The following is an 18,755-nucleotide window of genomic DNA, read 5'->3' on the forward strand; positions in this document are numbered from 1 at the left end:
TATAAAATTTTGCTGTACATTTAGCAAAACCAAAACACTTTATTGGCAATCTTAAGCGGAAAAGGATAACACAATCTCTTTCAATAATTTCCCGCTGGCCAAGAACACCACTTAAATTGAAAACAGCTTAAAAATGGGCACAGCCCTAGCCAAACATGACCATGTGCAGACTACTTATTTTATTCTTTTTTCTAAGCGGAGCTACCCTTGCCGCTAAAGACATAAACCCCGTGCTTAAGGATCTGGATAAGGCGCTTCTTCACAAAGAAGTTTATATGAAGCAGAAATATGCGAAGATAAAAGCGCTCAAGATCAATATCCACAAATTTACCCTGAGCCGCGACAAGAAAAATCTGTATTCTAATTACATGCTGCTGTTTGACGAATACCGCTCTTTTAAATATGATTCGGCTTATTATTATCTCGAAAAAGCCAAATCGGAAGCCTTAGGTCTCAAAGATTTTCAATTGGTCGACAAGGCAAAGATTAAGGAAGGTTTTGTGTTGCTTTCGTCAGGACTGTTTAAAGAAGCCATAGATACGCTCAACAGTATTGATGCCGCAAAGCTTGACCAGAACAGCAAGTTTGATTATTATTCGGTAAAAGCCCGCGCCTACTACGATCTGGCAGACTATAACAAAGACCAGCGCTACAACATCAATTATGTGCAGAACGGGAATCTTTATCTTGAAAAAGCATTGGCCTTGATCAATACCAATACCAACGAATATTGGGCTACAGAAAGCCTAAAAAGAATGAAGCAGCAAGATTGGAAAGGTGCCGAATTTGCCTTCAGCTATTGGATCAATAATTTTAAGCTACCTGCGGAATACTACGGAATTGCTACTTCCAGCCTTGGCTATATCTATTCGGAAAGAGGATTTACCGAAAAAGCGATAGAATACCTGGCACTTGCCGCCATTGCCGACGTAAAGAATGCGACCAAAGAAACCGTAGCGCTTCGCAATCTGGCTAACGAGTTATTTAAGATGGGCCATCTAGAAAAAGCCAACGAATACATCAACTTGGCTATGGACGATGCTACTTTTTATAATGCAAGACACCGAAAAATCGAAATATCGTCTATACTTCCGATTATCGAAAAGGCACAACTGAATAAGGTAAACGATAAAAACGACATGCTCGAAAAAATCGTAATCCTTCTTACTGTCCTAGCCCTGATTATTATTCTTTTTCTCGTAATTATCTTTAAGCAGCTTAAAGAGAAGAATGCCTCCAAAAAAGCCATGGCAGCATCTTACAGCAAATTGCAGGAAATGAACATCAGCCTCAGCGAAGCCAATACGATTAAGGAAGAATATATTACGTATTTTATAAAAGCGACTTCCGACTTGATCAATAAGATCGATCATATCCAGAAGAGCACCATACAGAAAATCATTTCCAAAAAAACCGATGAGGTTATTGCAAGCCTCAAGAGATACGATGTGAGGCTAGAACGCGAACACCTGTTCCACCAGTTCGATGAGATTTTCTTAAAGCTCTTCCCTACTTTCGTTACTGATTTTAACGCACTCTTTTCTCCTGAAAATAAAAGCATTATCAAAAAAGGCGAGTTGCTCAATACAGAATTGCGAATCTTTGCCCTTTATCGTTTGGGAATCCAAGATTCCAGCCAGATGGCCGACTTTCTAGAACTTTCCGTATCAACCATATACACGTATAAGGCACGCATAAAAAGCAAATCCGATTACAAAGAAGTATTTGAGGATAAGATAATGGAAATCAAGACGATATAATCATCGTATTAGAGCTTTTTCAACACCCGTTCCGGATAATCCGTAATGATGCCGTCTACGTGCAGCTCGATCATTCGGTCGATATCTTTCTCTTCGTTTACGGTCCACGGAATAAGACGCATTTTCAATGTCTTGAGCGAATCTTTTAATGCCTGGTCTACAAGTCCGTAATGCGGACTGTAAATCTCTGGCTTAAAATTCAACTTGGCCAAATTCTTAGCCAGTCCTTTATCTCCAGTAAGAAAGGCAATCTTGATGTTAGGGTATTTTTTATGGAGCGCATTCAATATTTGAGCGTCAAAAGACTGTATATTGATCTTACTCTGGATGCCTTTTTCTTTGACGACTTTCATCACCAAATCTACAAATACATCAGGCTGCGGCTGTGATAAATCATATTGATCGGCGCCTGATTTGATTTCTATATTATAGCGGATAGGCTTGTTTTTTCTATTCTTGGCAGTGTAAGCTTCCATATCGTCTATCAGTTCCGAAAGCAGCGGCTTATAGGTTTTTATTTTTTGCTGTTCCGGAAAATGTACATTTCCTTTTGAACCGATATCAAATTTTCGGATGCTGTCATACGCCATCAAATACAAGTTATACCCTCTTTCTGTCTTGCGTGTCAAGGGCGTCCCATCAGGCAGCAGTACATATTCAGACGACATAAAAGGCTCATGCGAAACTACCACTTTTCGGTCTTGAGAAATTACCACGTCTAATTCGATGACATCGGCGCCTTTATCAATAGCGCTTCGGAAAGCCTCAAGGCTGTTTTCTGGAAAGTGACCGCGGTCTCCCCTATGGCCTTGTACTTCAATAGCAGGTATTTTTGCAGTGGATGTGTTGGTTGGCTTGCAAGAGCTGGCCGTTGTTAGTAGCGCGCTCAAAAAAAGGATGCTGTAGTTTTTCATTATCTTTAAGATTGTATGCTTCGGACTTTTTCAGTACGTATAGACCGTATTGCAAATATAAGCCTTTTCGATTTTTTGCCAATCTTACTTTCATAAAAGCCTTTCCAATTTCCTCAAAAGGCTTTTATTATTTTATTTAAACCGGAACTAGGTTGGTAGAAATTCCAATCCTGTTCCATACATTGATCGTAATAATTATTATGTTTCTATCCTTATTCCTTGACAAACTTGCCAACGGCACTGCCTTGTTCCGAATAGATTTTCATTACATAACTTCCAGAAGCCAAGTCAGAAATATCCACAGAGTTAACAGCTGCTGCATTACTTATGATTAGTACAGGCTGTCCCATCATGTTGTATACCGAAATTGACTTTAGCACAATATTGTCCTTGTTTTCAAGATGCAGCAGTCCTTTTGACGGATTCGGATAGATTGAGAAACGGTCTGATAAATCAATGCCTGGCGTACTTAGCGACTCTATAGTCGTAACAATACGGTCGGTCAAGATTGGCAGGTTATAATCAAAATAGATGCTGGCACTGTTGCTAAAAGTATCCCCGACAGCCAGCGAGGGTTTGATTTTGATCTTGAACGCCACATAGCCGTCGTTGAAGTCGTTATAAAAAGGAAGGTCGATATCCTTAAACACAAACTCAACCGTATTCCCGTTGCTGATCTTGGTCGTGAAAGGATGGCTGCTTTCGATAGGCTCCAAGCTTCTCATATCAAACCTATCTGTATCGATAATGTCTTTTACTATGATATTTTTGGCGATGGCCGTTCCGGTATTCTCAAAACGGACGATATAGTGCACATACTGTCCTATATACTCTGTAGAAACCCGGTCTCCCTGCAGGCAGGTCTTGTCATTTGGGTCAAAAGAATTGGTTACTTTCTGGCGTAAGGAAATGACATTATCTTCTGGCGATGCATCGAGCGCTGGAGTGGTTACGCTGGCCGTATACTTCAGGACGTCGTTAGCATTCAACGCAGGAGTATCTGTCGGCGTGTTCAGAGTAAAGCTCAACACAATCGTACGCATTTCAAGAGGCATCAATTCAGAAAAAGTCCATGACAGACGGTCTGGCCTTTCTTGCACCGCTTGCGGCACTGAAACACCCAGACGAAGGACAGGAGCGTCAAACTGCAATCCTATACTACCCGACTGTACGACGGTTCCCTTGTTTCGATACATAATCTTATAACTGCTGGCATATCCCGGAATAGCATCCCCTAAAGGCAGCATCACGATTTCCAAATCAGCATATTTCCCTTTAGGGCTAATGCAGAAATGCGGATTCTGTGCGCTGTTCTGACTTGGAAACGTAACCGAGGCACTCGGCGGCGTAACCATAAAATACGAAGCATCAGCCAGCAAGGGCGTAATGACCGAATTGCCAGACTGCAATGGCAGGTTGTATTTACCGGTACGATCCGACAGATAGATCGTTTCTGTTGTTCCGTTAACGACCTTATATCCGGCAAAAGGAAAGCCAGGATCGTTTGCTTCACAGCCATTATTGTCGTTATCAAAAGCAGTGACGCTTTCTACGGCATAATAACGTCCACCTGGTGCAAAAGAACAATACGAATTCACTTCGCATTGGCGTCCGGCCGTAGCAGCAATCAAGTGCTGCAGCTGTGTCGTCTCTGCCCCTTCATCTGCACAGATATAACGCAGACGCGGTACGGTCGGCAAGGCCATTGCTACAGACGAATGGTTGTTCTTTCCATTTTTTATAAAAAGCGTAGCCAGCTGCGGATTGGATTTAAAACTCAGCACTTCTGCACCAAGACATTGAGAAACGTCCAGCGAGGTCAGCCTGTTGTCGTTAAAAAGTATCGAGCTTACTGTTGGGTCGGCCATGACCGTCAAGGCGCCCGTCAGTCCGTAGTTATTGCAGGCAATAGAAGTCAGTCCTTCATAGCCTCGAACATCCAGCAGTGTTAATGGATTATTCCTAAAATTCAGGCCGCGTTCACCAAGACTAAGCGCTGGGCAGCCATACGCCTTAAGGCTTTCGAGCTGATTGTCCTGTACGCCCAATTCAGAGAGCAGCGGACATGAAACAACGAGCGAACGCATGCGGTTATTGCCTGCCTGTACCGATTTCAAATTGCGAAATCCTACAAGGTCGCTGATCGTTATCAATCTATTGTTTTGAGCCAGCAGCCGTTCTAGGCTGGCCAACCCCGAAAGGTCTAAGGCTGTCAGTCGGTTGTTTGAACAGTTAAGCGATTCCAGAGCTGTCTGACCCGAAAGGTCCAGCTGGACAAGAAGATTATAGCCACAGTGCAGTTCCTTGATCGGACTGCCTGCAAGGACTAATGATGTCAGTTCGTTCGTATCACACTTCACGTCACGCAGTGAAGCCTTTCCAGATACGTCTAAGGACGTCAGGCGGTTATGGCTGCACTCCAAATCCCGAAGGCGGTTGCATCCCAAAAGGTTCAGTTGAGTCAGTACATTAGTAGAACAGTACAGGTATTCTAAATCAGGCGAACCGCTTACATCCAGCGACATAAGCTCATTGTCATTACAAGCCAGATACTTCAATGCCGTAAAATATTCGATACCAGACAAATCGGCAATAGACGATGAAGCAATATTCAGGTAAGCAACAGCACTGGCTTCTGAAGCTTCAATCTCCCCGTTGTTGTTGCCGTCAATCGACACAAACTCTCCTTCTAAGTTTTTGGCCACCTTATTGCCTGTACTGGCAGACAGCAGCTTTGACTTAAAATTTGAATCCGGTATATGAAGTCCTTGCCCGTTCATTCCATGCCAGCAGCAGAACCCTAAAACAGCAAAGTACAATTTTTTCATACAGAATATTTACCGTAAATATATCTTAAAAAAATCATAAAAAAGAAAAACTATAAAAGTTATGGTAAAGATTTTTTAACAAACAGCAACTTTCGTAATCCATTTCTTATTTTCCAACCCAACCCCAAACTATCCACTTTCCACTATCAATTTCCCACTATCCACTATCCACTATCATCTCCCAAACAACCGATTCACCTTCTCCGGCGCCTTAAAACGATACCCGATATAAAACTCCAAAAACTGCTGCTGATCCTGTACATGAATCTTCGCTTCAGAACTGTATGAAAATGAGTTCAGGCTCGTAGCAGCGCCCGCATAAAACCGTTCCGAATTATAGCCTAGCGTAAGCCGAAACTGGGCCTGAAACGAAAGCCCGTCAAAAGTCTCGTCGGGCGTGCCGTCGCTATAAACGGTCTTGGACCTATTATAGCCCACGCCGCCATAGCCGCCTGCCGAAACAAGAAACTTGTCTTGGATCACCCAATTGTAATAATAACCGGGACCTACAGCAATATCAAGGATATGGTCTTCGCTCGGATCGTTATTTTTAATGGTCGTAAAATAATAGCTGATGCTGGGCACAAAGCTGCCCGCGCTTTTTCGCTGCCATTCACTCTGCAGAAAGATAGCGCGGAATGAAAACTCCCGATTAAAGATATACGAGCTGCTCCCTCCTATCTTCTGTACTTGGAAATGCGGAAACAAGATGTTTTCGTCCGACCCTATGTCGTCACGATCTACATAAAAGCCTTTGGTCTTGGCATATTGTAGTTCCTGCATCCAAGGACCCAAGTAAAACCGCGTCCCAAAATTATAAAACTTCGTGCGCCCTCGGATGGCATCGTCCTTGTTAAAACGAATAAACTCCGGCGTATAGCCCAAATCGATCTCGATAAACTTATACATCAGCGTAAGCGTTGACCGCAGCCGCTGGTTGGGCGACAGCGTAAAATCGAGACGGCTTGCCGCGTCTTTGATATGGAAGGAATTAAAGCTGTTGCTGAATCCCAAACGCAGCTTAACGTGGTCGCTGTATTTTTCTATAGCGGTTGCAGCCGCAGGAATCGAATCAGCAGTCTGCGCCTGGCAGAAAGCAGTAAAAAAGACGATAAAGAATAAGGCGTATTTTACCATAAGATATTGTGCTATCCTCTATGCAATGTACTAAATTGACACGAAACTTAATGCAATTCCTGTTTTTTATAGTGCCACATTTTTTGTAATTTGCCTTATCAAGCACACCAACCCATGGACAACACTAGAGTATTTAAGATGTCTTTTGCGGGCGTCTATCCGCATTATATCCACAAAGCAGAAAAAAAGGGACGTACCAAAGCGGAAGTCGATGCCATCATCTTTTGGCTTACGGGCTATGATGAAAAGGCACTGCAGCAGATTATTGACGAGAAGACCAATTTCGAAACTTTTTTTGCCAATGCCCAGATTCCTCCCAATGCGTCAAAAATTACAGGCGTTATCTGCGGCTATCGCGTAGAAGACATTGAAGACAAGCTGATGCAGCAGATCCGCTATCTGGACAAGCTGATTGATGAACTCGCTAAAGGAAAGGCAATGGAGAAGATTTTGAGAGAGTAAAAAATATTCCAATTATTTACAACTTTTATTACTCATAATCTTATAAAAAATACGGTAATGTTTTGCTCACAATATCTTTTGACATTTTAGCTAACGGTCTTTTATGAAAATCATTTTCATGAAAATAGTTACTAAAATAGAATCTATAAAATTCTGCTTTATTTGTTTTAAGTAAAGAAAAAAATCCATTTAAAGAATCGGCATAGCCCATACTTAAACTATCACATTTTACAATTAGTTCTCCAACAATATCTTTATGAGCATTATAAATTTCATTCAATTTAAAAAGATTAATATTCCCTCTGTGTTCACCAATATTAGGAGTCCTACTGAAAAATGTTTTTTGAAATTTTGGTTGAAAATCCTCTAGTTCTGTTTCTAAGAATAAATGATAATTTTCGGGATGGCTTTTATCAGGTTTATTGTCTTTAATTAGAATGTGAAATTTTATATCATTTCCGAAACCTTCCAAATAAGGATGCAAATGAGTGCCTAATTCCATTACTCTATCTCCTTTTAGGCTGGAATTACAATAATAGCAACTAGGAATTAAATTGTAAAAACTCAATGCCAATAAAGGATGATCTGTTTGTGAAAAAAAATGATCAAAAGTTGGACGAATTAATCCTTTTTTACGCTTGTCAATAATAGTATGAATATAACTACGATTGCAATAAGGACAAGTATTATAACCTAGTTCACTCGATATGCCATAAGCGAGATCATCAAACAACGAATAATCTATAATTTTATTTATAACAGATGAGATAGCTTCATAACTAACATTATTTACACCTATATGATTTTTAATGTCCGTTTCAATTTGTATAGAATTCTCAGGAGAACACAAGATTAATTCTTTAAGATTATCTTCAATACTTAAATAATCAGTAATTAATTCAATAGCATTTTGATAAGTGCCGACCCAAGGGCGACAGTTTGCAAGAACTAATTGATGATAATTGTTTTGATCCTCTAATTTATTTGCTGGTAATAAAAGCAAATTTGAAAGCGATTTTTTTGAATTACCATTTAATGGATCATTTCTAAGATCAATATGAGAAAGCCCATTAAAAATTACATTTAGATTCTTCCTTAAATATATTGCTCTTTCAATGCATTTATTTTTTATATCATCAAAATATTTTTCGGCTATTTTTTCGAGATTAGGGTGTATTATTTTAATCATCCTTTTTGCGATTTCTAATTTGACGTAATATTTCTATCTCATTATTTCTTCTGTCAATAATTTTATCTATGAGCTGAATGTCAGATTTTTCAGCTACTAATTCCAATATTTTCGCTTTTAAAAATTGTTCTCCAATAATTTCAATCCTGTTTTTATATTTACTATCAAAATCTTCTATAGTAATTTGTTCTTGTTGATTAATCTCATTAATAAGATCACTAATTTTTTTTCTAGAAAATTCTCCCATTAATCCATCTTGTAGAAAAAAGGCGTCTGTGAATAATTCATGGATATTTGCGCCAAATGTTTCTTTTGTTGATTGGAGACTATCAAATGTAATTGTCTTTCCATTTTCCTTTTTTAATAAAACAATGCAATTTGACGGAAGATCTGAAAGAATAAAAGGGGAGTGTGCAGTAAGAATAATTTGTACCTTATGATTTTTAAATCTGGTTTCAATAAAATCGACAAAATGACTAATGAACTGTTTTTGCCATTGAGGGTGTAACGCTAATTCTGCTTCATCAATTAAAATGATTAAAGGTTTTCTAGAATCAACTTTAATACTATTTAATCTTGAAAAAACTAATAATAATGCATATTCACCAGAACTCAAAGAAGAATTTGTACCTGGTGAGTGGCTAAAGAAAAAGTCTACATAACTAGAGATTCCTTTAGTGTCATAATATTCATCAATTAAAGTCTCCAGATTTCCTTTATTTACTTTTGTAAGTTCTACTGAAATTGAATTATTATCTTTGGATGTATAGATATTTCTTCCATGAACAAATTTATCTAGTCCCTCTAAAAATCCTTGTATAGAAGAAATTGTTTTGTTTAATATTTGAAATTCATCATCTCTTAAAACAGAATAAAAAATATCATGTATTTCTGGTACAATAGAGTTTTCATTTTTAGTATCTCTGTATTTATGTGTATTCAGATATTCTAATACTCTTTCAGGCACACTTCGATATTTATGAGCAACTATTTCTGGACCCACAATAAACTTAGTCTCATTTAGAATATATGCAATAGAAGCAATAAATGCGTTAATCAAAAACATGTTTCTTTCGCTTCTTCTTATGTTAAAATAACCTTCGGAAGCATATCTGATTTCTTTGAGTATATCTTGATATTCCTCATTTTCATTAAAAACTAAAGAGATATTGAGATGGGATGGAAGATTTACCGGAAATGGAACTCCTTTCTCTTCTTTCTGACCTATCCATCTTAAAAGTCTTACCATCCTAATCATTTCTTCCGCAGCAAATGCAGAAAAACGTTGATCATATGTAAGGTCTCTTCTCATAGCATCTTCTCCGGTTCTGTTTTGATAATCAGTATATAACAAATATTGTGTTGACAGATTTTTAGTTCCAGCTAGCTGCCCCTGAAGATAATCATGTGTATAATAAGAAGTTGGATCGAAAACATTAGACAAAAAAATAGTTACTAAAGAAGATCTAATGTCTTCGGGATCGAAGATTCTTTTTGGACTTTTAATATTTTCTTGCGATGAAATGATAATGTCATTTATACTAAAATAAAATAATTGACCTCTTTCCCTAAGAAACACAATACCATTTTCATCATTATGATTATGGATTCCTGCAGATAAATATTCTACAATATATCTTAAAACAGTTGTTTTTCCGGCTCCATTCTCACCAATAATTGCTGTTAGATTAGTGATGTTTTTTCCAAAAAAATCAGGTATATAGTGTTCTGCACTTGAAATAATAAGTTCATTTTTATCCTCATCAAACCTAAATTTAAACTCATTACTCAGGTTGATTCCTATATTATTGATTCCTTTATACTGTTTAATGTAGATGTATAGAAATTCCATAATTATCTTTTAGTCAATATTATATCTACTTCGCTATTTTCTTTAGAAGTATTGCCATGAAGTTGTGTTTGAGTCTTCTTTTTAAAAGGCTGTTTTTTGATTGTTACAGTATGCAATGGAAAATGTTTTTTTAGTATTTCCAACGTGGTATTAAAAGTATATTCTCGGACATCGGTTCTAACATATATTGTACTACGTTCCGGATCCATAATTTGCGAGCAGTAGCCAAAAATGTTGTCTAAAAGGTTATAGTATTCTACTTTAGAACCAAACCTGCCTTTATGCTTGTGTGAGTTAGATCTAGGAATAGCTGATTCTCCTAGCATCCATAATCTTAACCATTGATCTGCATAGTAATCTGTTATAGACCAATATGGTGGAGAAGTAAATAATAATGAGAATTTTATTTCAGAATCTTTTGCTCTTTGTGTAATTTTCTCTAATTCATCTGTACTATCTCCAAATAATATAGAACTGTCAACAATTTTGGGAGTTCCTTTTTTGTACCGCCATTTTATTTTTTTAGAAAGAAATTCCAAAGGATTTATTTCAGGAGGGGATAAGTAACCTTTTTCTCTCCACCATTCAATGGAATAGTTCATTCCCATAGCTTTGGTCATCCGCATCTGATTAGACAATCCTTCTCCAAGTTTTCCGTGCAAATAGACTATAATAATAGACATTAATGTCGCGTCTACTGAGTTTGTTTGCCATTTCAAATTTTTTCTTGCAGCCAACAAAAATTTTAGAACTTCGTCACAATAGCACAACCTATAAAATTCAGGAAGCTTTTCTATTGATTTTGTATAACGATTTCTTAATTTGTAAACAGACTCTAATCTATCCAGAACTAATTGTTGTTCTGCAGGGTTGAGTTTAGTAGACCCATAAAGCCACCCAACAGGGTTAATTTCTATTCCTAAGCTATATCGTTCAAGTACTCCACCAGCAAAAATACTGGATCCTCTGCCTGCAAATGGATCAATAATATAATCTCCTTTTCTGGAATACTGTTTTACTACTTTGAATGCAAAATCTATTGGGAACATAGCGTAATATGGGCCAAATTTTGCCCAACGTGATTCAGCTGTTTGCTGTCCTTTTACGATGTCGTCAATTTTAATCATTGTTGGATGAATTTGCTCTTATTTCTCTTGCTATTTCGTCAAAAATTGTTTTGCCTAAGTTAAGTGGTATAGCAGCTTCTGAATGTGCTGTTGCTAAAGGCATCACAGAATTATTATATCTTGCAGATACCAGTTTGTCTAGTAATGCTAAACAATCTGCTAATCTCGGAAACTGAGCAGTGTATGCGGTTGAGACTTCAGATTGATAGTTACTAAAGGTAGCTATAGATGGTACAACTCTATATCCTGATTTTGTTTTATAAAAGAATTTACGCCCAAATGAAGTGTCTTTTAAATAGATAAAATCTGGGTTTTCATTTAAAACAATATTGTTTTTTATATAATCATTCGTTAAAAGAAATGCAGATTGATTTGGGAAATTATCATCACGACCATCCTTTTGCGTATCTATATCTTCAAAATGATTTACAAAATTCCCTGTTCTTTCAATACCCATAATTAATAGATCTTGTCCACAATTTTCTTTTACTTTACTGTTGATTCGCTCTAATTCTATTCTAAAACATTTGGCTAGCCATGAAGAAGAACTAAATACGGCTAAAGTTCCCTCCATAAAAAATGCTATATTTTTTAATGTTGTAAACCAATCTTCTGTTTGTTCAAATGATCTTAATAAATGGATGAGCTGGAGTTTTTTTATTGTTTCCATAATTTGTCCATACATTTCTCCATTTGTGCCGGATGGTTTCATTAGCTCATGTAATCTTAAAGCATCTGTTGAGTAAAGTTTTCCTCCACAACTCTTACAGGTATATTCTCCATACCCATCTTCTAATTTTGCGTCACAATTATCATTAGGGCAATCAGGAGCATTTGAGTTTCCCCTTTCTCTTTTAATTTTTAAGAGATGTTCATAAGTATCAAGTAAAGTCTCAGTATTATCAAATATTTTTTCTTCTTTCAACTTATTAAATAATATTCTCCTCATTGTAGATTTGGCAGATGTTTCACCATTTAGAACAACATTACAACCCACAATTAGGCTATCAATACATCTGGTTTTCTCTGTTTCTCTAAAAAGTTTAGGATCGACAAAACGACTATTTTCTAGTTTTTTTAACTTATCCATTAAAATAACTACTGTAGAAATAGTTATATACCCAACTTCAGCTCCAGGAAACCCATTAGTTATTGATTGCTTACTATAGTCACCATCAATTGCTATAATCAATTGGGGTTTCCAAAATGATTGTTCCAAAGAAGAAAGAGGAATAGTTTTTTCATTCCAATCAATATCCTCTATATCAGCTCGAACTTTTATTTGGGAACGAAGTTCAGAAATTTTTGCATCAGATATTAACCTTCGTAATGGTTCATATGAGCTGTGAGAAGAATTACTTTCGTTGTTCATCAGATTTAATTTCAAATTTATCTATTTGCATAGGGACAATGAAAGGACTACTTAATGTCTTTACTCTTAGAAAACCTTTGTCCTGTGCTCGCCTGATTGATGGCTCAAAATCAATGAAATCATAATACTTTACCAATTCTTTTGTCTCATCAGTATTGTTTAAATGAGATATGAACCAATTTGCTGTATTACGAAGAATATTTTTTTGAATACTACTAACTTCCTGTGTTGCATAAACCATCCCAATATGATATTTTGATCCTTCTTTAGCTGTTCTAACCCAAACGTCTGTTAAATCCAAATCACTTCCTGCAGGTAAAATATTGTGTGCTTCTTCAACATATACTAATATTTCAGATGGTAATTGACCTGATCTAAAAGCTTCTTGATTTTTTCTGAATATATACCACATAATCCTCTCTGCAGATGATTTATTTAATAAAGGCTCCCCACTTGACTGGTCAATAATAACAAGCTTACCCTTGACTAAATCATTGTAAATGTCCTCAGCATAATCAGAAGTTGTAGAAGATGAATGATTATCTCTTACTGCTCCGATTTGTTTCGCTCCATTAGGTCTCCAAAGCATTTCAAGAATTTTTTCAAAATCTCCATCTGCCCAACTTTCTCCTGTCGAGCTCTGATCGATATACCATCTATCAAATGCCTTATATTCTTCAGTCTTCATGAAATCATAAAGTGTAGAAAATGCAGTGGCAAGACTTTTAAGCGATGAATCATTGGACTGAAATATTTTTGCTGCTGATTGATATTTCGCTGCATTATTTGTATCTGATTGAACATTTAGCATTCCGTTAAAACGTTCAGATGTATTTCTAGCATTGGGACGTCCATCAAATAATTCTGCTTTGAATAAGCCTGCAGTTGAAAAATTTAGATTAGACGGGATTTCAAAATCAGCTTTTGCAAGTAATGAGCGGTAAGCCAATACTCTGCGATTATATCTTGTTGTTGCACTTTTATCAGATTCTTCCGGTTTTTCAAAAAAAACTTGTTTAAAGTTTTCGATAAACTTTGCTTCTCCTTTTCTGAATGAAGCATCTATTATATCCTTTCCAATTGGGAGATTGTCATCAAGATAGAAATTAAGAAGCATCATTTTCCTATCAGGATCATTATCGTGTGAATGAATACCATAAGTAACAATTTCATCTTCCTTTTTCCCTTTTGGTAACAATTGCCAAATATTCTTTAATGCTGAATTATTATCCTGTACGTTCTCGTTAGCATATTCACCATTAGGATCAAAAATAATTTGTCCAATTCGTAAAGGCTTATCTGTATTAGTGTCTTTTGGGTGTCTTAATTCATAAACTGATTTTGCTATAATTTTTGTCGTATTAGATTTTCCAGTTCTTGTCATTCCAAACAAAGCTGATTTTTGCGATAATAAATCTGCCGGGAAAATATAAGTTGCTACATTATCGATTCCCTGATGTTTTCTATTTGTAGAAGCATATCGAATTTCTCCTAACTTGACTGATTGGGTATTTCCAAAATCATCTTTGTGGTCTTTTATGTTTTTAGGATCAACATAATTTGCAAAAACTCCTAAAGCATCTCCCTTTGGCTTATATACTTTTAGTGCCATGTTTGAATAGAAATTTGAAAGATCTGTTCCAAATTTTAATTCTAAGTTTCCATTATTATTTTTCTCTAAAAAAAATGTTCCTACAATTCTGCAGGCAATACCCGCAAACCCAAAAACAGATCGGGTTTTTTCGTCCATGTATTCTGAATGATCCCAGTGTTTATCAGTTAAACCTGTTACTCTTTGAGCTGTTTGTACTCTTACTCTTTCTACTTCTCCATCCTGCGGTATTGTGGTAGAATCAACTACCCTTAATAGAATTATTGAAGCATCTTCTCTTTTATAATCAATGTCCTCTTTGAGATTGATTCGTGTTGCTATTAAGAAGCAAAGACTAGGTATTCCACCTACCTTTTCTCGATAGGTGTCATGTACCAAAACTTTAGATTCTTCATAATTAGTAGCATATAAATCGCCAATATATTGATCTTCCTGAATTAATTTAGAAAACCATTCCTTGGCATCATTTTTTGGTTGGTCTTCATGAAAAGAATTTATAATGTTTTCAAAATCACTCATTAGTCTCAGATTTATTGTTATTTATATTTTCTTCTATCGCCAATTCAAAATCACTTTTTTTGTTTTTAAATTGCGCTGGAGTATTTTCATAAAAATTCTCAGTTATATTTTTAAATATTTTTTTAAGAGTCTTTTCAATGTCTTGTTCATCAGCTATGCGTATATCTCTAACTTCCTGAATGGCTTCTTTTGTAGTGTGTTGAGATAAGTTTTTATTAGCCATTTCAAGAAATTTATCGGCTTGATAAATATTGATTCTTTTTGTAGTTTCTTCTTTAAACTCTTTGATTAATTCAGGTCTTGGACTTAGAGTTTTTCCTTTGAATTTGTACCACCAATCTTCTTTTAAATCGTCGGTAATAAGAATTATGGAAGTATCTAGTATTTTAGCTTTTTCAATTACTTGTTTCCAAACAATTATATCTCCATACAATGATCGATTACCCTCATTTTGCTTTTCTTTCATATCCATATATCCGGGAGGAACCTTTTCATCATATCGCTTTTTTCCGTCTCGATATAATTTTTCTAACTCTTCTTTAGAAAAATCGTCTCCAACTTTTCCGTTTAATAAAGTACTTAGTTTATCCCAAACTGGGTCATTTTCTAAGTAATCGGGATGCTTGCCTTCAAGATTATCCAAATCACGACCTATAGAATCAAAAGCAGATTCAATTTGTTTTTTTAGTTCTGTAGTTTGTAAATAAGGATGTTTTTTAAAGCTATTGAGTTTAGCTTCTATTTCGCCTTTCTTTTTAGTCAGGGTTTCCCTAATATCTTTATAAGCTTCTCTTTGTGCATTTATTACAACGAGTCTATTTTTTTGATATTCAAAGGCAGCTTGATATGTAATCCAAATACGGTCTTTAACTTTCTCTAATAAACTAAAAAAAGCCTCTCTTGTTTTTGGAGAATAACGATATAGATTTAATAAAACATTGGCATCAAAACAGAAAATATCTTTTTCCCAATGCTCTTTGATTTCTGATTCACTTAACTTGTAATATTCACTTAATTTGCTTTTCATAGGTACTTATTAATCAAAACTATATTTTAATTAAAAAAGAGTTGAAATATAATTAATTAAATGATTGGTTTTAGATTTTAGAACTATAACCTTATATTTTATTAATTTACTCCCTCCAACTCCTTAAATTTATCCTTAATCTCCCTCGGCATTCTCCAACCAAAAGAAACATGCATTTTATTATAAATAGCCTTCCAGTCAAGAGTCCCTCCTTTTTTCTGAATTGGTTTTAGATAAAGTAAAATCTCATACACATTATCATGTCCGTTATTAGTATCTTCAGCCTTTTGAAAAGCATCGATTGCCTTGTTAATATCTTTGGCTATTAAAAAATTATACCCTTCATTCTTAAAATAATTGGCTTCAATTCGCTTGTCTGATAAGCCAAATGTAGAATTGACATCATTGCTTTTGATATTTATAAGCTTATTAGCTTGCGTAGTATCTGCAACTACTTCTTTTATCTTTTTATCAGAAGTGCGGTTTAATATCATCAGCAATTTGACATATCGTTCAAGATCACCATTATAAATATTCGCATTAAGCAAATTTTCTTTTCGGTCTCTGATAATCTCCATTTCCTTAATCACAGAATTGATTTTTTCTTCATAGATAGTCACCATCGCAGTATCAATCTTAGTATCTCCTTTTATATACTTTTGATACCTACCCTTTGCCCTTCGTAGTTTTTTAAGGCGTTTTTCTAAATCTTCTAAGGCCGCATAATAGGGCTTAAAGGATTGGGTAATAGAAGTACGGTATTCATCCATTACAGGAATCAGCTGCGGCTTGAATACGATAGTAGAATCGACGGAAGCCGGATATATTGCCTCTTTTCCGCTAAGAAGCTTTTTGTTTTCTTTAGAATCCTTTTTCTTTTCGTCGAATGTTCTGATAAAATCAATGATTTTTTGATAATCGGCATACGTATCTACATTAAAACTCGTATTATTCGGAATATTCAGCTTAGACCCCAATCCAGTAATTCCGATAGTCTTGACGGTAATATTGACTTTAAGAGAATTGATTTCTGCATTAGCCGCTAGACTGGCCAGACTGCTCTCTTTAATGTCCGTCTTATTGCTCCAGTTGCTGATGCGGATTTCGCTGCGGATTCCTACGCCATAGCGTATCTTAGGAAGTCCGGTGCAGAAATTATCCTTATATTGGATGTAATCAATAACGATATAAATCGATTCCGACTCGTAGCCGTTTTTTAAAATTCCAAACGCATTGATTGCGGCCTCGTTAGACGATTTAAACATATAATGATTGAACTGGAATCCGCCGTCAAGATCACTGAGGCTTAATGGAAGCTTATATTCGCAGCGATCTACGCCTAATAAATTAAGTTCCGGATTCGTTTCGTAGTTTGTATCGTCAGAATCATCAGAATTAGGAAACAATATCACGGTAGCCGCTCCGTTATCGATATCAAAGGCAGGCTTGTCTCTTGCCGTTGTCCTCTTGAGCGGAAGATTAGTAAGCTCTTTAGGAGGAAGATGCTTGATGATACTGTATTTGGGAAGAATCTTTTGCAAGATCTGGAACTGGATAATGGCCTGTGAATAAAATTCCTGATCTGATTTGATGGCATCAAGATCTAGAACATCCTTAAATTTCTTGCTTCCTTCTTTTTGGCCACACATCCAAAAAGGACAGCACACTACTGCTAAAAAAAACAATAACCGCTTCATAACTTCTAGAGTTTTAGTTTATAAATAAATTAATCTCGATACGTAGGGTAAGCTTTGTTTTCTTTTTGTAGCAATTGCAGTACATGCGTACTGCTTATTGCAATAGTACGCATAGCCAATAAATATCCCTTACGGTTTTCCTCATTCTCTTAAAAAAAGTTAAAATTTCAATAAGAGACATCAAAAAAAGCCCCGAAGTTTCCTCCGAGGCTTTTCCCGCCGTACCCCTATACAACCGACTACACCGCTTCAATCTCACCCAGATATACGCTGGTAGAATACAGCCTGTCGTCTTCCGAAACAAAAGACGCCCAGCAGTGCACCTGCGAACCGACAAAAGGCGCCGGCAGGGTTACAGAAGCCGACAGTGCCGAACGCAATCCCGCCTTTTCCATCGTCTCAAATTTGTCGGTTATCGGATCATAGACCGCCACCAGCAGTCGGTCGGTTGCTTTGGCCGTTCCCTGTCCCGAATTGTCTGTCCAAGAAAACTTCAAGATACCGCCCGCTTCTGCAGCAACCGCTGGCGTCTGCAATCCCAGTAGCACGCCGCGCGTAATCTGCACTCGGTTCAAAAGAATCTCAACGCTGTCGTCGATTTGCACCAGCGCCTCCTTCATATGATACGAAGTCGCCAAGTTGTTCTTCGACTTGTCGCCCATCGCTATTCCGTAATAACGTCCCATGACAGGCCTCAAATCGTGTAAAAAATTCGCAACCGTACGAAAACGCAGGCGCTGCATCTCCTGTTTGTCCGTCGCGATGCGGCCCGTCTTTTTCGGCAAGCTGCGCATCACGTCCTTGCCTCTCCAATTGGCACCTACTACCGTACCGACCTTGCCTGAAAAGGCACCTAAAATTCCCTTATTGTACGTACCCATTTTTATCTATTTTTTAGGGTTACTAAAGCCCCCTCGTGGAGCTTATCTGAAACGAAAGTACAGCAGCCGATACGGCAAACAAAGGCCCTGACGGGTTTTGAACGGTATTGAAATGATTTGACGGGCAATGACCGAAATTGGCTGCTTTTGACCGATTTTGACCGGTTGTTCCAGAAAAAAGGCCGTTTTGTTCCAGTCATGTTTTGGTCATGTTTTGGTCACGTTCGGAAAAAGAGGTGTTTTTGCGAAGAAAGGTGGGAGAAAAGTGGAATGAGGAATTACGAATTTAGGATTTATGATTTATGATTTCGGAATTAGGATTTAGGATTTGGGAATGGGGAGAGCAGGATAAGCAATAATCATAAACAATACGGTGTA

13 protein-coding genes are annotated in these 18,755 nt (G+C 36.8%); 2 read left to right on the plus strand and 11 right to left on the minus strand.

All coding sequences use genetic code 11. From position 1 onward, the window contains the following. Window positions 1-161: 161 nt before the first annotated feature. Window positions 162-1,760, plus strand: coding sequence for a DUF6377 domain-containing protein (locus tag CLV94_RS13680; protein ID WP_121377234.1), 1,599 nt, complete (start codon window positions 162-164; stop codon window positions 1,758-1,760). 8 nt (window positions 1,761-1,768) lie between these two features. Here the strand turns inward: CLV94_RS13680 and CLV94_RS13685 are convergent, their stop codons facing one another. The 3 genes from CLV94_RS13685 to CLV94_RS13695 form a co-directional block, all read right to left on the minus strand. Beyond that, complete coding sequence (locus CLV94_RS13685) at window positions 1,769-2,674, minus strand: glycerophosphodiester phosphodiesterase family protein (protein ID WP_121377060.1); 906 nt, start codon at window positions 2,672-2,674, stop codon at window positions 1,769-1,771. 212 nt (window positions 2,675-2,886) lie between these two features. After that, window positions 2,887-5,502: a DUF7619 domain-containing protein gene (locus CLV94_RS13690; RefSeq protein WP_121377061.1), complete on the minus strand. Its 2,616-nt coding sequence runs from the start codon at window positions 5,500-5,502 to the stop codon at window positions 2,887-2,889. 174 nt (window positions 5,503-5,676) lie between these two features. Continuing rightward, on the minus strand, window positions 5,677-6,639 hold the full coding sequence (locus tag CLV94_RS13695) for a DUF4421 family protein (RefSeq protein ID WP_121377062.1): 963 nt from the start codon (window positions 6,637-6,639) through the stop codon (window positions 5,677-5,679). A gap of 114 nt (window positions 6,640-6,753) precedes the next feature. On the opposite strand from CLV94_RS13695, the gene CLV94_RS13700 reads away from it, so the two are divergent. Continuing rightward, window positions 6,754-7,101, plus strand: a complete 348-nt coding sequence (locus CLV94_RS13700) for a DUF2200 domain-containing protein (RefSeq protein ID WP_121377063.1) — start codon at window positions 6,754-6,756, stop codon at window positions 7,099-7,101. Window positions 7,102-7,141: 40 nt separating this feature from the next. On the opposite strand, the gene CLV94_RS13705 is transcribed toward CLV94_RS13700, so the two are convergent. The 8 genes from CLV94_RS13705 to CLV94_RS13740 all read right to left on the minus strand — a co-directional run bounded on the left by CLV94_RS13705 (window position 7,142) and on the right by CLV94_RS13740 (window position 18,377). Beyond that, window positions 7,142-8,290, minus strand: coding sequence for a hypothetical protein (locus tag CLV94_RS13705; protein ID WP_121377064.1), 1,149 nt, complete (start codon window positions 8,288-8,290; stop codon window positions 7,142-7,144). Beyond that, window positions 8,283-10,142 (minus strand): AAA family ATPase, encoded by a 1,860-nt coding sequence (locus CLV94_RS13710; RefSeq protein ID WP_121377065.1) that lies wholly within the window; start codon window positions 10,140-10,142, stop codon window positions 8,283-8,285. The genes CLV94_RS13705 and CLV94_RS13710 overlap by 8 nt, the downstream gene beginning before the upstream one ends. A gap of 2 nt (window positions 10,143-10,144) precedes the next feature. Continuing rightward, window positions 10,145-11,269: a DNA methyltransferase gene (locus tag CLV94_RS13715; protein WP_121377066.1), complete on the minus strand. Its 1,125-nt coding sequence runs from the start codon at window positions 11,267-11,269 to the stop codon at window positions 10,145-10,147. Further along, on the minus strand, window positions 11,262-12,641 hold the full coding sequence (locus tag CLV94_RS13720; RefSeq protein WP_121377067.1) for a DNA double-strand break repair nuclease NurA: 1,380 nt from the start codon (window positions 12,639-12,641) through the stop codon (window positions 11,262-11,264). The genes CLV94_RS13715 and CLV94_RS13720 overlap by 8 nt, the downstream gene beginning before the upstream one ends. Beyond that, a complete protein-coding gene (locus CLV94_RS13725; protein WP_121377068.1) occupies window positions 12,625-14,772 on the minus strand; it encodes a helicase HerA domain-containing protein in 2,148 nt (715 codons plus the stop codon). The genes CLV94_RS13720 and CLV94_RS13725 overlap by 17 nt, the downstream gene beginning before the upstream one ends. Beyond that, the gene (locus tag CLV94_RS13730) at window positions 14,765-15,799 is read right to left on the minus strand and encodes a PIN-like domain-containing protein (protein ID WP_121377069.1); all 1,035 of its coding nucleotides are present in this window, start codon (window positions 15,797-15,799) and stop codon (window positions 14,765-14,767) included. Before CLV94_RS13730 ends, CLV94_RS13725 begins: the two co-directional genes overlap by 8 nt. A gap of 101 nt (window positions 15,800-15,900) precedes the next feature. Then, complete coding sequence (locus CLV94_RS13735) at window positions 15,901-17,496, minus strand: hypothetical protein (RefSeq protein WP_147406633.1); 1,596 nt, start codon at window positions 17,494-17,496, stop codon at window positions 15,901-15,903. A 239-nt stretch (window positions 17,497-17,735) separates the two neighbouring features. Then, on the minus strand, window positions 17,736-18,377 hold the full coding sequence (locus CLV94_RS13740) for a DUF6266 family protein (RefSeq protein ID WP_121377071.1): 642 nt from the start codon (window positions 18,375-18,377) through the stop codon (window positions 17,736-17,738). Window positions 18,378-18,755 lie beyond the last annotated feature (378 nt).

This window comes from Flavobacterium endophyticum, assembly GCF_003634455.1.
Classification (GTDB): Bacteria; Bacteroidota; Bacteroidia; order Flavobacteriales; family Flavobacteriaceae; genus Flavobacterium; species Flavobacterium endophyticum.